The following is a 13,971-nucleotide window of genomic DNA, read 5'->3' on the forward strand; positions in this document are numbered from 1 at the left end:
CAAAAAAAACTTTGTCAAATACCTAAAAACAAAATATCCAACAAATAAGATTAAGCCTCTAACACAAAACAAAATTTCATTAGCAGAAAATTGCGCAGCATCTCTACCGCCCATCTTACTCACCCATTCCCCTGCTAAGCAGCGTAAAATATACTCCGTTAAAACTCCCGATAGGTTTTCAGTATGAATTTCCCATTCCGCCAAGTTCCCTTCATCCGCCCGCGCAGGATGCGTAGAGACGATTTTTCCCGCCGCCTCATGCGTGAGCATACCCTCAGCGTTGATGATTTAATCTACCCCGTATTCGTGTTGGAGCAAGGTTCTAGCAACGAACCTATCCCCTCCATGCCCGGCATTGAGCGGCAAACCTTGGATAATCTGCTGCGCCAAGCTGAGCAAGCTTGCGAACTGGGCGTCCCGATGCTGGCCTTATTTCCTGCTTCCGTGCCACACAAAGATTTGACCGCCAGTGAAGCCTACAACCCGGAAGGCATCGTACCACGCACCGTGCGCGCTTTGCGCGAGCGCTTCCCGGAGCTGGGCGTGATGACTGATGTGGCGCTCGACCCCTACACCAGCCACGGGCAAGACGGCCTGATTGACGAAAATGGCTACGTATTAAATGATGAAACCGTGGAAGTTCTAATCAAACAAGCGCTATGCCACGCCGAAGCCGGAGCACAAGTGATTGCCCCATCCGACATGATGGACGGCCGCATCGGCGCCATCCGTGAAGCCTTGGAAGATGACGGCCACATCCACACCCGGCTGATGGCCTATTCTGCCAAATACGCTTCCGCCTTCTATGGCCCGTTCCGCGATGCAGTGGGCAGCAGCACCAACTTAGGCAAGGCCGACAAACGCACTTATCAAATGGACCCAGCCAACAGCAATGAAGCCTTACACGAAATCGCGCTCGACCTACAGGAAGGCGCAGATATGGTGATGGTGAAGCCCGGCCTGCCCTATCTCGACGTTATCCGCCGTGTGAAAGACCAATTCGGCGTGCCCACCTATGCCTACCAAGTGTCCGGCGAATACGCCATGCTCCAAGCTGCGATCCAAAACGGCTGGCTGGAAGGCAACAAAGTTATCCTTGAAAGCCTGCTCGCCTTCAAACGCGCCGGTGCCGACGGCATTCTCACCTACTACGCCATCGAAGCGGCCAAACAGCTGAAGCAGCAAAGCTAACTGCCCAGCCATATTAAAGGCTACCTGAAAACTGGTACACCGCTTTCAGGTAGCCTTTTATTGGCAGAATTACTCACTTCAAACAAACTTCAGGCAGCCTCTATATAGTAGATTAACAAAAATCAGGACAAGGCGGCGAGCCGCCAGACAGTACACACAGTACGGCAAGGCGAGGCAACGCTGTACTGGTTTAAGTTAATTCACTATACATGCACTCAGGCTACCTGAAACCCCTATTCCCCAGCCAATCTATTCTGCCGCCGATTGATTTCGCCCACCAGCCGCAGCAAAGCATAAGCACTTGCCGCCGTTAGCCAAGCCAACAGCGTAAACAGTAACAGCCTGATGCCCCATTCGCCGCCCTGTGTTTCCCAGCCTGCCGATATATCGGCAAATCGGCTCAGTGCCATGCTGCCAAGCAGGCAGAACCACCAAATTCTCAACCATATGCTATCCGGCTCACTATCCACCGGCCCGTTTACCCAGATTTCCTTCACCGCCTGATAGGGCAGAAACAGATGGATAATCGGCACGAAAAAACCGCCCACCGCCCAAGCCGGGCTCACCTGCATTCCCTGCGCCCCCAAAGCCCGTGCATTGCGGGCCGCTCGGTACAGCCAACATAAAAACACCAAACCCGAACACAACAGCAAACCCATCAGCACCCAAGCGCCAAACTCCGCCACCCCGCCAGGCTGTCAAGCACCTCGTCCGATATTTCCAGCCAACCCAATGCTTTCGGCAAAGCTGTTCCTGCCAGCAGCAGCCAGCTCAATAATTGGCTCAGACATACCAAGGCTGCCAGCAGCTGCACCAGCTGGGTAAGGCTGTCGGCTGGGCGAAACGTATATTCGCATTGTCGTTTGGTCATCATGTTGTCTTTCGGATTAAACAGTTGAGGCTACCTGAAAATCCTGCTTACACTTTTCAGGTAGCCTGAGCTTTTGCAAACCCCACTCTCCCATCGGCTTCGGCAGTTCGCATGCCAATCGTGCTATTTTCGCCGGGCAAGTAAAGGCTACCTGAAACCTATCTAAATCTTTTTCAGGTAGCCTTTTGCGTTCAATTTGCTGAGGCGGTAATCACACGCCCTGCTTCAGGCTGGCTTCGATAAAGTCGTCCAAATCGCCGTCGAGCACGGCTTTGGTGTTGCCGGTTTCGTGGCTGGTGCGCAAGTCTTTGATGCGGGAAGAGTCGAGCACGTAGGAGCGGATTTGGCTGCCCCAGCCCACGTCTGATTTGCCTTCTTCCAGCGCCTGTTTTTCTTCGTTGCGTTTGCGCATTTCCAGCTCAAACAGTTTGGCGCGCAGCATTTCTTCACACACGCGACGGTTGTCGTGCTGCGATCGACTATTTTGCGACTGCACCACGATGCCGGTGGGGATATGCGTCATGCGCACGGCGGAATCGGTTTTGTTGATGTGCTGCCCGCCGGCACCGGATGCGCGGAAGGTGTCGGTGCGCACGTCTGCCGGGTTGATTTCCACTTCGAAGCTGTCGTCCACTTCGGGATAGACAAACACGGAGGCGAAGGAGGTGTGGCGTTTGTTGTTGGAATCGAATGGGGAGTGGCGCACGAGGCGGTGCACGCCGGTTTCGGTGCGCAACAGGCCGTAGGCGTACTCGCCTTCCAAGCGGATGGTGGCGCGATTGATACCGGCAATTTCGCCGTCGTCCTGCTCCATGATTTCCACTTTGAAGCCTTTGCGCTCGCCATAGCGCACATACATGCGCAGCAGCATGCCGGCCCAGTCTTCGGCTTCGGTGCCGCCGGCACCGGCCGTGATGTCGATGAAGCAGTTGTTCACGTCGGCAGGCTGGTTGAACATGCGCTTGAATTCAAGCTCGGCCATTTGTTTTTCCAGCTCGGCTACGTCTTCCTCAATCGCGGCAAAGCTGTCTTCATCGCCCTCTTCCAGCGCCATATCGATGAGCAGGCGGTTGTCGTCGATGCCGCCGGCGATGTTGTCGAGCGTGAGCACAATGCCTTCGAGCACTTTGCGCTCTTTGCCGATTTCTTGGGCACGTTTGGGATCGTTCCAAAGCTCGGGGTCTTCAGAGAGGCCGACCACTTCCTCCAGTCGGTCTTTTTTGCCGTCGTAATCGAGATACACGCGAATTTCGCCGCTGCGTTTTTCTAAATCGGCGAGGGTGTTGTTGAGCAAGTTGATGCGTTCGGCTTCCATGATTATTGTCTTGGTGTTTAATGCGTTAAATTCAGGGGGCGTATTGTAACAGATTCAGGAAGAACGCCCGAAAAGCAGTGGTAGTATTTTTCAGGTAGCCTTTAATCCATGAGGCTACCTGAAAAAGCGCAGCCCCCGAATTCTCCTCTATTTAGAATTCGGGGGCTGCTTTTAGCAGATTTGTCTAAACTGTGTTCAGACCGGTTTGCTGCAACCGATTAGTACGGCTGTTTCAGGTCGAATTTTTTACCAGCAACTTGGCCGTAAATTACCCAACCGAAGAAGGTTACCAAACCGCCGCCGAGCATAGCTTCAGCACCTGAACCATACAGAGCGTAGAAGCTGTAGATGTTACCAATCAGGGCAACGAAAGTGGTTACTTTCATTTCACCTGCCGGCACGCTGCTAACTTTCTGCATTACATACAGGGCAGACATAGACAGTACGTAGGGCACAAGGTTGGTTACCACAGCGAGGTTCACCAATACGTCGAACTGTTCGCTCAAGCTCGGGCTCATGGTCATCAGAGAGAGCAGGGTTTGCACCACGCACAAGATGATCATACCTACCAGCGGAGTGTTAGATTTGGTAACAGAGCTGAATACTTTCGGGAAGTAGCCTTCGTCAGCACTGGATTTAAACACTTGAGCCACAGTGAACTGCCAACCCAACAGAGAACCAGTACAAGCCAGCACCATCAAACCCATTACCACTTTACCGATGGTTGGATTAAAGATTTGGGCAAATACCAAACCGAACGGGCCATCAGAAGCAGCCAAAGCAGGATTGTCTACAATACCGGCTACTACGTTGGTAGAAACGATATAGATTACCGCAGTCATCAGGGTACCGCCCAATACAGCGATCGGTACGTTTTTCTCGGGGTTTTCTACAGCATCGGAGTTTGCACAAGCAGATTCCAAGCCAAGGAATGACCACAGAGTGATTGAGATGGATTTCGGCAGAGCTTCAAACACACCGTAGTTATGCGGGTTCCAAGCAGCAGCGTATTTAGCGCCATCAAACCAGAACCAACCGATAATGGAGATACCAACCACCGGGATCACCACGCCCCACACAGTGAAGCTACCAATCTTACCGGTAATTGACGCACCACCAAAGTTAGCCACTGTGGTAACCCATACGAAGATAATGGTCCACATGGTTACTTGTTGCGGAGAAAGGTGCCAGTCCATCAACTGAGCAAGATAGCCCACTGCAGTGATGGCGATAGCGATGTTGGCGATTACCAGAGAAACGGCATAAGTATAGTTGGCAATAAAGTTACCGGATTTACCGAAGGCATACTCGGCATAACCACCCATACCACCGGGGTTTTTACTAAAGCGGCCGCACTTAGCGAACGCATACGCCAAGGCCAGAGAACCGCCAGCGGTAACCAGCCATGACAAAATAGAAATCGTACCAACCTGAGCCAATTTGGTCGGCAACATGATGATGCCTGAGCCCATCATATTTACCATGGTGAGAATGGTCAGTTGTACCACACCCATCTTGTTTTGAGAGGTTGACATAATACTTAATCCTTCTTAATGCGGCAGGCGGGTCTGGCCAATATTCCGGCAAAGCCTGCGCTGCCGCGCAATCAAATTTATCTAACAAAGGCTACCTGAAACCGTTTCAGGTAGCCTGATACGGCTTATTAGCCTTTAACCACTACGTGACCGAAGGCACGGCGGCTGCCGTCTTCCACGGTCTGCAGATATACACCTTGCAGCTCGGGTTCGAAACCAGGCAAGCAGTTGATGCCTTCTTCGAGAGCCAGGAAGTATTTCTGCACTGCACCGCCCCAAACTTCGCCCGGGATGGTACACAGTACGCCCGGAGGATAAGGCAGAGCACCTTCAGCAGCGATTTGACCAGCGATTTCGCTCAAGCGAACCAATTTCACTTCGTTGCGGATGAAGGCTTGCTGTGCATCGTAGGGCAGCATGGCTTGTTTCGGCCAGCCGTCGGCACGGAACATCTCGCTCTGCAACTGTTTCATGTTGTTGCGTTTGTAGAAGTCGTGCATTTCTTGGCACAGGCGACGGATGGTGTAGCCTTTGTAGTACTCGGCGTTGCGGCCGTATACAGTGGGCACCACTTCGCTCATCGGGCTGTCGGCTTCGATGTGTTTTTCGAAGCGAGAGATCAGAGCAACCAAGTGTTCCATCTTAGCCAGGTCTTCGGCCGGGGTCATCAGGAACAGAATGGAGTTCAAGTCGCATTTTTCTGGAACGATACCGTTATCGCGCAGGAAGTTAGCCAAAATGGTAGCAGGTACACCGAAGTCTTCGTATTCACCGGTTTCTACGTTGATACCAGGAGTGGTCAACAGGAATTTGCACGGGTCAACAAAGTATTGGCCTTTACCGTAGCCGGGGAAGGAGTGCCATTTAGCGCCCGGTTCAAATTCGAAGAAGCGCAGGTCGTTGGCAATCTTCTCGGTCGGGTAAGATTCCCACGGTTTGCCGTCGATGGTTTCCGGAATAAACGGTTTGATCAGCTTGCAGCTTGCACGCAGCATCTTACGAGCTTCAATACCTACGGTTACGCAGTCGCGCCACAGGTTGCGGCCTACCTCGCCATCCAAAACTCGAGCGTTCACATCCAGAGAAGCGAACATCGGGTAGAACGGGCTGGTAGAAGCATGAATCATGAACGCATTGTTGAAGCGTTTGTGGCTGCAATAGCGTTTCTGGCCTTTAATGTGGCTGTCTTTTTTGTGAATCTGAGAAGCTTGAGAGAAGCCGGCCAGTTGTTTGTGTACGGATTGGGTAACGAAGATGCCAGGATCGTTTTCGTTCAGTTCCAGCAGCATCGGTGAGCAGTCGCGCATCATCGGGATGAATTGCTCGTAACCTACCCAAGCAGAGTCGAACAGGATGTAGTCGCACAAGTGACCGATGCGATCTACTACTTGGCGAGCATTGTAGATGGTACCGTCGTAAGTACCCAACTGAATAATAGCCAAGCGGAACGGACGTTCTTCTTTAGCACGTTCCGGAGCAACTTTAGCCAGCTGTTCGCGGATGTAGGCTTCTTCGAAGCAAGCGTTGTCGATACCGCCGATGAAGCCGTAAGGATTACGAGTAGTTTGCAGATAAACCGGAATAGCACCGCCAGTGATCAGCGCGCCAATGGTGTTAGATTTGTGGTTGTTACGGTCGAACAATACCAAGTCGCCTTTAGCCAGCAGGGCGTTGGTTACCACTTTGTTAGAAGAGGAAGTACCGTTCAGAACGAAGTAGGTCTTGTCGGCATTGAACACTTTAGCAGCGTGTTGTTGAGCTGCACAGGCAGGACCTTCATGAATCAGCAAGTCGCCCAAGCGAACGTCGGCGTTGCACAAGTCAGCGCGGAATACGTTTTCACCGAAGAATTCGTAGAATTCGCGACCGGCAGGATGTTTACGGTAGAACTGACCACCTTGGTGTCCGGGGCAGTCGAACTGAGCGTTACCGATACCTACATACTGCTTCAGTGCGCCGAAGAAGGGAGGAGCAAGTTTAGAACCATATTGGTTTACGGCAGTGTCTACTTGGCGGCCGTAGTACTCTTCGTTGCCGCGGCCCAATTGAATCACACCGTTCACACGGGTCAACAGGCTTTCAGGTACGCTTTCACCAGGTTGCAGAGCAACAAATACCGGAATGCCGAAGCCGGTGGCTTCAACCTGCTCTACAGCCTTAGCTGCATCAGCAGTAGAAGCAACAACAGCACCAATACCTGCGAGGTCGGCACCTTGCACATCCACCACATCTAACTGAGTGGTGAAGCCCTGTTGAACAGACGGGCTAGCTGCTACTTTCAAAAACGTCATATCAAACTCCTATATGTTAAAAACACCACCGCCAAACCACAGCGGCAGCAATGGGAAAAACTCTTTATTTGGAGTGATGAGTGTATGTTTTGCGTTTTTTGTGTAGTTTTGTGAATCGGCCTTCTGGCTCTGCACCTCATCTAAACAAATTTTAGCACTTTGCTTTTTATTAACCAAGTAACAAACTGCTGAATTCCAATGCGTTTAAATGAATGTGGCTCACATCTCTATTTCTTCTATTGCTAACATAGCGCAATTCTTAAAATTTTTTTCTTACTGCGCGGCGAAATAGTAGCATAACTGCCAAACAACTGCCAAATGTTTTTCACTAGAAAAACAGCAGAAAACGCCTCTATTGGCCGTAAGTCTATTATTTGTAAAAATAAGTTATGTAAAAATTTCTTTACATGAAATAGGAAATATTCCTGTTCAGAAGGAAAATCCGGCTGAAAAAGCTAAAAAGGCTACCTGAAATTTCAGGTAGCCTTTTTATTAGCGCATTATTAAAACCATGTTATCAAATGGGCTGGGTATTTCTTTCCAGCCATTCTTTGGCTGCGCCTTCAGTGTGCGGAGCAAGTTTTTCGCGTACAAGAGCATGATAGTCATTGAGCCAAGCAGCTTCTTCATCACTCAGCATACTGCGTTCAATTAACTGCGTATCAATCGGGCACAGGGTAAGCTGCTCAAAGCATAGGTATTGGCCAAATTCGGTTTCCTTCGGCTGTTTCACGCGGCGATGCACCACCAGGTTTTCAATACGAATACCCCATTTGCCTGGACGGTACAAACCAGGCTCATTGGAGGTAATCATATTTTCTTTCATGTTATTGCACTTGAGGCCGGAGGTATTGTAGGCAATTTTCTGTGGGCCTTGGTGCACATTGAGGAAATAGCCCACACCATGTCCGGTACCGTGGCCATAGTCGCACTGCTCCTTCCATAGCGGTGCACGGCAGATGGCATCCAAAATCTGGCCAGATAGATTTTCCGGGAATATGGCTTCAGCCAATGCGATATGCGCTTTGAGCACGAGGGTGTAGTCGCGCTTCTGCTCGGCAGTAGGCTTGCCGATGGGGATAACGCGGGTAATATCAGTCGTGCCATCCAGATAGTGTGCGCCGGAGTCGATCAGCAGAATGCCCTGCCCTTTGATGGTGCTATGGTATTCGGGGGTGGCAGCATAATGCGGTAAGGCAGCATTTTCATTGAAGCCGGCAATAGTATCGAAGCTGAGCGAAATGTAATCGGCCTGACGGCTGCGATGGTCGATTAACATGGTGTCAATATCCAGCTCGGTAACGGTTTCACCCGCAGCCAGTTTCTGCTCTAGCTCAGCAAAGAAGCCGCATAGAGCCACGCCGTCGCGCACCATGGCATTTTTGGTGTGTTCGATTTCAGCTTCAGGCTTGCAGGCTTTAAACAGAGTGCTGGGATTGATGTTTTCAATAACACGTACGCCAGCGGGTAGTTTACCTAAAGTGTAAACGGCGGTGCGATCGGGATCGACCAGGAGGCTGCCACTGAGTTTACCCACGGCATCCACCACGCTGCGGTATTCGGCCACATCGATTTTGGCTTCGCTCAGCACTTTGTGGCAGGCATCGGTAAGTTTGGCGGGATTCACAAACAGAGTGGCCCGTTCAGCATCAATCAGCAAATAGGAGATAAACAGCGGATTGAACGGCACGTCGTTGCAGCGCAGATTGGTAATCCACACGATATCGTCGAGCGAAGAAACCAAATGGTGATCTGCGCCAAGTTCTTTCATGGCAGCACGCACACGTGCAAGTTTTTCCGACACGCTCTCGGGCTCGAAACGGGCTTCATGCACGAAAATCAGATTCTCCGGCAAGCCCGGGCGGTCGTGCCAGAAGCTGTTGAGCAGATCAATATCAAGCCGCAGATGGATGTTCTTCTTCGCAAAATCGGCTTGCATTTCATGCTTGAACGAGAGTGATAGACCATCTGCCGGGATACCGACTACAGAGTTTTCAGGTAGCCTTTCAGCCAGAGATTCAATCATAGTAGGATAGCCCTGGCCCAGTTTTTGCAACACAAAACCGCTGCCTTCAAGCTGGCGTTTAGACTGTTCCCAATAGCGGCTGTCCACCCACAATTCGGCAAAATCGGCGCTCACGGCCAGCGTACCAACCGAGCCGTCAAAGCCGGACAGCCAAGTGCGGCCGCGCCAATGTTCGGGTAGGTATTCGGAAATATGCGGGTCGGCGGAGGGCGCGATCCAAACATCGATCTTCTGTTCTTTCATCGCTTGCCGCAGTGCGGCGAGACGTTGCGCGTGAATATTACTCATAGCTTACTCCTTTGACAGTTGCTGGAAAGATGCTGCTGATGCAAGGTGTTGCTGCTTTAAACTTGCCCGGTTGAAGTGTGTATGGCTGCCGGTTATTGTTTTCATATTAAGTACTGCCGGCAGCTGTAAGGCTACCTGAAAATGGCTCGCTTGCAAAGCAGCAAATACGATTTTTCAGGTGCAAAGTTCACACTTCATCTTACTCAACAAAAAATATGAAAACCGCCATGGCAACCTGTACCAATAGCGGTTTTCATGATTGGATAGCTTCAAGCTACCTGAAAATTATTTCATCACAAATATTCTTCACAACCCATCCCGGCCAAACCCGGCTGGTGAAGAAAAATAATTCGTTTGAAATGATTTAATCCACATCACGCAGCATGCGGTTCAACATCGGCATCATCACCATCAGCAACACGCCACCGCCGATACCCAATGCGCCGAGCAGGACGTAAAACTCTACAGCTTTTTCCGGCACATAGCACTCGTCCACCAACACCCCGCCCAGAGTGAAACCCAGCGACAAGGTCAGGAAATTGAACGACACCATCTGTGTTTTAAACGATTGCGGTGCGATTTTTGTGGCAAACGACAGCGAAATCGGCGAAAGCAGCAATTCAGAAATGGTGATGGTGAGCAGCAGCAGCGCCATGATGATGAGCGGCATTACTTTTCCGGTGGACAAAAACGGGATAAAACACAGATATGACACGCCCAGAATGATCATGGCCATGGTGAATTTCATCGGCGTTCTTGGCTGACGGTAGCCCATTTTGGTCCACAAAGCCGCCATCACACCGGCAAACACAATTACCCACAAGCTCTGCAAAGCGCTCAGCCAAGCCACGGGGATTTCAAACCCGCCCACCACGCGCTGTGAAGTTTGGTCGAAATACACGGTAACCACCGTGAACACCTGCGACCATACCGCCCAGAACAAACACATTACAATAAACAGCGGCACATAGGCCAGCATATGCTGTTTCTCGGTTTTGGTAACCTGGGAATCGCAAAACAGACGTACGAAATACAGCAGGCTGGTGAGAATTACGGTACCCAACAGAACTTGTGAGAAGTTATCCAAGCGCAGCAGGCCAGTAGCGATGCAGCCACCGATTACTGCCAACCCGGCAGCAGCCACGCCCAGCGCAACGCCGTATTTCTGTTTGGGCAGCGGATTGGCCGGCGGCGTGTGAGGCAGGGAAACACGGCCACGCCAGTATTGCCACAAACCAAAAGCCATGCCCACGGCAGCAGCACCAAAGCCGTAGTGGAAACCGAATTGTACCTGCAATACGCCCACAATCAGCGGGCCGACAAAGCCGCCGATATTGATGGCAGTGTAGAAAATAGAAAAACCGGCATCGCGCAAATCACGAGTAGATTCAGTCTCATACAGCGAACCCACCATCGCACCGGCGGAAGATTTCACCCCACCGCTGCCCAAAGCAATCAGCAACAGGCCGATCACCAAACCGCTCATATTGGGCAAGGCAGACAATACAACGTGCCCCAGCATCACCACCACGCCAGACAAAAACAGCGTTTTTTCTGCGCCCAAGATGCGGTCAGACAGCCAACCGCTCAGGATGGTGGCCAGATAGATACTGCCGTTATACGCACCCACGATGCCGGCAGCCTTGGTTTCATCCATGCCCAAGCCGCCCTTGGAGACCTCGTAATACAGATAAATCAGCAGGATGGCCTGCATGCCGTAAAACGAGAAACGTTCCCACAGCTCAATGTGGAATAAAGTACCCAGCTGGCGCGGGTGGCCGAAAAATTTGCCTTGATCTTCTCCGCCTGTGGGGGAAGGAGTGGCAAGCTGCTCATTGGTTGGTGTAGTCATAAGGTGTTCCTTACTAATGATCTGTTTTTCTATGCCTGCATGCAGGCTACCTGAAAAATGCTGCGTTGCGCCCATCCAACCATGGCAAGCCTGCTTCCGGCCAAGCGGCGCTGTTGCAACAAAAAAAATAATTCCTCCTTTGGCAGAAAAATACGGGCGGTATCCAAATGAAAGCCGCATCCGTTTTCTCTTGCACAAAGGGGGACTTGGTGCGACAAATATTAGTATGCACTGCGCCTGTGTGCAAGCATAAATTTGCATTTCCCAACATTTATTTTCCCAGCGGCCAAACCAAAATGCTTTACAAGCGCCGAATACCGTGCCTTTCGGGGATTTTCGGGCAAACCAGATAGAGTGTGCGGCCTAGTGATTTTCTCGTTCTTAATATAGCGGTAAAGGCTACCTGAAAATGTGCGTTGGGGTTTTCAGGTAGCCTCTTCCAGCAGTATGGTGATGCCGCCCTATCCTATTTGGAAAATGGCGAAGCCGCGTTGCTGCGCCCAAACCGATTGGGGCGGCACGGCCCAATTTTCAGGTAGCCTTTGGCATGGTTGCGGACGGACACCAAGCCCGCAGTAGCAAACTATTGTCTGCCCTTTCGCTGCAAGCTGTGTAGCGGCCTGTTTCATCCCCGCCGGCTGCAATAGAAAGGCTACCTGAAAACTTTCAGGTAGCCTTTCTTGCGCCAACTATTTCAACTTGGCTGATTTATCCAATAAGCCAACCGATTAAATCGGCTGGGTATTTCTTTCCAGCCATTCCCTGGCCGCGCCTTGGGTGCGTGGGGCGAGTTTTTCGCGCACGAGGGCGTGGTAGTCATTCAGCCATTGGATTTCGTCTTCGGTCATCAGGCTGCGGTCGATGAGTTTGGTGTCGATCGGGCAGAAGGTGATCGGTTCCATGCACAAATAGCTGCCGAACTGGGTTTCTTCTGGGTTTTTCACTTTGCGGGTAACCAGCAGGTTTTCAATGCGGATGCCCCATTTGCCCGGACGGTAGAGGCCGGGCTCGTCTGAGGTGAGCATACCGGCTTTCATCACGTTTTGGCCGTTCACGGGCTTGAAGTAGGAAATAATCTGCGGGCCTTGGTGCACGTTGAGGAAGTAGCCCACACCGTGGCCGGTGCCGTGGTTGTAGTCGCGCATGGTGCGCCACATGGGGGCGCGGGTAATCACGTCGAGCAGCACGCCGCTGAGGTTTTCGGGGAAGATAGCCTGTTCGAGGGCGATGTGGGCTTTGAGCACGAGGGTGTAGTCGCGCTGTTGCTCGGGGGTGGGCTCGCCCACGCACACCATGCGGGTAATGTCGGTGGTGCCGTTGTGGTAGTGCGCGCCGGAGTCCACCAAGAGCAGGCCTTGGCCTTCGATATAGCTGAATTTTTCCTTGGTGGCGATGTAGTGCGGCAAGGAGCCGTTGGCGTTGAAACCGGCATGAGTACCGAAGCAGAGGCCGACAAAGTTGGGCTGCTGTTGGCGGTGTTTGAGCTGCATATCGTCAATATCCAGCTCGCTGATGCGCTCGCCGGCAGCCAGTTTTTGCTCGAGTTCGGCAAAGAAGCCGCACAAAGCCACGCCGTCTTGCACCATGGCTTCGATGTTGTGCTCGATTTCGGCATCGCTCTTGCAGGCTTTGAATTCGGTGCTGGGGTTGAGGCCTTCAATCAGTTTTACGCCGGCAGGCAGGTTGCCAAGGGTGGACACGGCGGTGCGGTCGGGGTTGATGAGAAGGCTACCTGAAAGTTTGGCCACGGCTTTGCCCACGTCGGCATAAGGGGCAACGGCCACATGGGCATCGGCCAATACTTTTTTGCTGTCGGCATCGAGCTTGGCTTCATCCACAAACAGGGTGGCTTCTTTGCCGCTAATCAGCAGATAAGACAGGAAAATCGGGTCGTATGGCACGTCGCTGCCGCGCAGGTTGGTAATCCAGGCGATATCGTCCAGGCCGGATACCAGGTGGTGGTCGGCACCGGCTGCCTGCATGGCTTGGCGGATACGCTCGATTTTCTGGGCGGTGCTTTCGGGCACAAACTGGGCTTTTTGGGCGAAGACGGGCTTATCGGATGCGCCGGGGCGGTCGGTCCAGATGTCGTCCAGCAAATCGATGTCGTGGCGCAGGCTGATTCCGGCTTTGCCCAGCTGGCTTTCCAAATAGCGTTTTTCGCTCAGCGACAATACATCGGGGGCAATGCCGACCACGGCGCCGGATTTCAGGTTTTTAATCAGGGAATCCACATGGGGCGTGCCGGTAACGAGCTTGCCCAGTACGGTGCCGGTGCCGGCTAGGCAATCTTCCGCGTGCTCCCAATAGCGGCCGTCCACCCACAATTCGGAAATATCGGCGGTGGTAATCAGCGTGCCGGCGGTGCCGCCGAAGCCGGTGAGCCAATAGCGGCCTTCCCAGCGGGCAGGCAGGTATTCGGAAAGATGCGGGTCGGCGGTAGGGATAATCCAGGCGTCGATATTTTTTGCTTTCATGGCGGCGCGCAAGGCAGCCAAGCGTTGGGCATAAGATGTGGTCATTTCAATTACTCCTTGTATCATCTGTATTTTTTAATTTCCCACTGCAACAGTAGGCGCAGCTACCCCGCCGGCCTGCAATT

Annotated in this window: 11 protein-coding genes; 3 read left to right on the plus strand and 8 right to left on the minus strand. The window is 52.1% G+C overall.

The annotated features are described in order from the left end of the window. Together HMPREF2541_RS12400 and hemB are read left to right on the plus strand one after the other, a co-directional pair. A partial coding sequence (locus tag HMPREF2541_RS12400; RefSeq protein WP_210387147.1) for a hypothetical protein occupies positions 1 to 187 on the plus strand: 187 nt, incomplete at its 5' end. Next, the gene (hemB, locus tag HMPREF2541_RS07035) at positions 184 to 1,191 is read left to right on the plus strand and encodes a porphobilinogen synthase (protein WP_070542575.1); all 1,008 of its coding nucleotides are present in this window, start codon (positions 184 to 186) and stop codon (positions 1,189 to 1,191) included. The genes HMPREF2541_RS12400 and hemB, both read left to right, overlap by 4 nt. 233 nt (positions 1,192 to 1,424) lie before the next feature. Here the strand turns inward: hemB and HMPREF2541_RS07040 are convergent, their stop codons facing one another. The 6 genes from HMPREF2541_RS07040 to HMPREF2541_RS07065 all read right to left on the minus strand — a co-directional run bounded on the left by HMPREF2541_RS07040 (position 1,425) and on the right by HMPREF2541_RS07065 (position 9,517). Beyond that, the gene (locus HMPREF2541_RS07040; protein WP_070542578.1) at positions 1,425 to 1,850 is read right to left on the minus strand and encodes a DUF4328 domain-containing protein; all 426 of its coding nucleotides are present in this window, start codon (positions 1,848 to 1,850) and stop codon (positions 1,425 to 1,427) included. Continuing rightward, on the minus strand, positions 1,850 to 2,065 hold the full coding sequence (locus tag HMPREF2541_RS07045) for a hypothetical protein (protein ID WP_210387148.1): 216 nt from the start codon (positions 2,063 to 2,065) through the stop codon (positions 1,850 to 1,852). The genes HMPREF2541_RS07040 and HMPREF2541_RS07045 overlap by 1 nt, the downstream gene beginning before the upstream one ends. 208 nt (positions 2,066 to 2,273) lie before the next feature. After that, on the minus strand, positions 2,274 to 3,377 hold the full coding sequence (gene prfB / locus HMPREF2541_RS07050; protein WP_003824699.1) for a peptide chain release factor 2: 1,104 nt from the start codon (positions 3,375 to 3,377) through the stop codon (positions 2,274 to 2,276). Between the two features lie 218 nt (positions 3,378 to 3,595). Further along, a complete protein-coding gene (gene potE, locus HMPREF2541_RS07055; RefSeq protein WP_070542585.1) occupies positions 3,596 to 4,912 on the minus strand; it encodes a putrescine-ornithine antiporter in 1,317 nt (438 codons plus the stop codon). 128 nt (positions 4,913 to 5,040) lie between these two features. After that, entirely contained in the window at positions 5,041 to 7,203 is a 2,163-nt protein-coding gene (locus tag HMPREF2541_RS07060) for an ornithine decarboxylase (protein ID WP_003824702.1), read from the minus strand. A gap of 517 nt (positions 7,204 to 7,720) precedes the next feature. After that, the gene (locus HMPREF2541_RS07065; protein WP_070542588.1) at positions 7,721 to 9,517 is read right to left on the minus strand and encodes an aminopeptidase P family protein; all 1,797 of its coding nucleotides are present in this window, start codon (positions 9,515 to 9,517) and stop codon (positions 7,721 to 7,723) included. A 215-nt stretch (positions 9,518 to 9,732) separates the two neighbouring features. Between HMPREF2541_RS07065 and HMPREF2541_RS12185 the strand changes: the two genes are divergently transcribed. After that, on the plus strand, positions 9,733 to 9,885 hold the full coding sequence (locus tag HMPREF2541_RS12185; protein WP_168161099.1) for a hypothetical protein: 153 nt from the start codon (positions 9,733 to 9,735) through the stop codon (positions 9,883 to 9,885). On the opposite strand, the gene HMPREF2541_RS07070 is transcribed toward HMPREF2541_RS12185, so the two are convergent. Both HMPREF2541_RS07070 and HMPREF2541_RS07075 read right to left on the minus strand, forming a co-directional pair. Further along, on the minus strand, positions 9,882 to 11,369 hold the full coding sequence (locus tag HMPREF2541_RS07070; RefSeq protein ID WP_167746784.1) for a peptide MFS transporter: 1,488 nt from the start codon (positions 11,367 to 11,369) through the stop codon (positions 9,882 to 9,884). The genes HMPREF2541_RS12185 and HMPREF2541_RS07070 overlap by 4 nt on opposite strands. A gap of 728 nt (positions 11,370 to 12,097) precedes the next feature. Further along, complete coding sequence (locus tag HMPREF2541_RS07075) at positions 12,098 to 13,891, minus strand: aminopeptidase P family protein (RefSeq protein ID WP_070542590.1); 1,794 nt, start codon at positions 13,889 to 13,891, stop codon at positions 12,098 to 12,100. Positions 13,892 to 13,971 lie beyond the last annotated feature (80 nt).

The organism is Eikenella sp. HMSC061C02, from assembly GCF_001809035.1.
GTDB lineage: Bacteria > Pseudomonadota > Gammaproteobacteria > Burkholderiales > Neisseriaceae > Eikenella > Eikenella corrodens.

What these genes read in the sequence shown, in the direction of transcription:
- hemB (WP_070542575.1), top strand. Translation starts at nt 184, where the DNA reads ATGAATTTCCCATTCCGCCAAGTTCCCTTCATCCGCCCGCGCAGGATG.
- HMPREF2541_RS07040 (WP_070542578.1), bottom strand. Translation starts at nt 1,850, where the DNA reads ATGGGTTTGCTGTTGTGTTCGGGTTTGGTGTTTTTATGTTGGCTGTAC.
- HMPREF2541_RS07045 (WP_210387148.1), bottom strand. Translation starts at nt 2,065, where the DNA reads ATGATGACCAAACGACAATGCGAATATACGTTTCGCCCAGCCGACAGC.
- prfB (WP_003824699.1), bottom strand. Translation starts at nt 3,377, where the DNA reads ATGGAAGCCGAACGCATCAACTTGCTCAACAACACCCTCGCCGATTTA.
- potE (WP_070542585.1), bottom strand. Translation starts at nt 4,912, where the DNA reads ATGTCAACCTCTCAAAACAAGATGGGTGTGGTACAACTGACCATTCTC.
- HMPREF2541_RS07060 (WP_003824702.1), bottom strand. Translation starts at nt 7,203, where the DNA reads ATGACGTTTTTGAAAGTAGCAGCTAGCCCGTCTGTTCAACAGGGCTTC.
- HMPREF2541_RS07065 (WP_070542588.1), bottom strand. Translation starts at nt 9,517, where the DNA reads ATGAGTAATATTCACGCGCAACGTCTCGCCGCACTGCGGCAAGCGATG.
- HMPREF2541_RS12185 (WP_168161099.1), top strand. Translation starts at nt 9,733, where the DNA reads ATGAAAACCGCCATGGCAACCTGTACCAATAGCGGTTTTCATGATTGG.
- HMPREF2541_RS07070 (WP_167746784.1), bottom strand. Translation starts at nt 11,369, where the DNA reads ATGACTACACCAACCAATGAGCAGCTTGCCACTCCTTCCCCCACAGGC.
- HMPREF2541_RS07075 (WP_070542590.1), bottom strand. Translation starts at nt 13,891, where the DNA reads ATGACCACATCTTATGCCCAACGCTTGGCTGCCTTGCGCGCCGCCATG.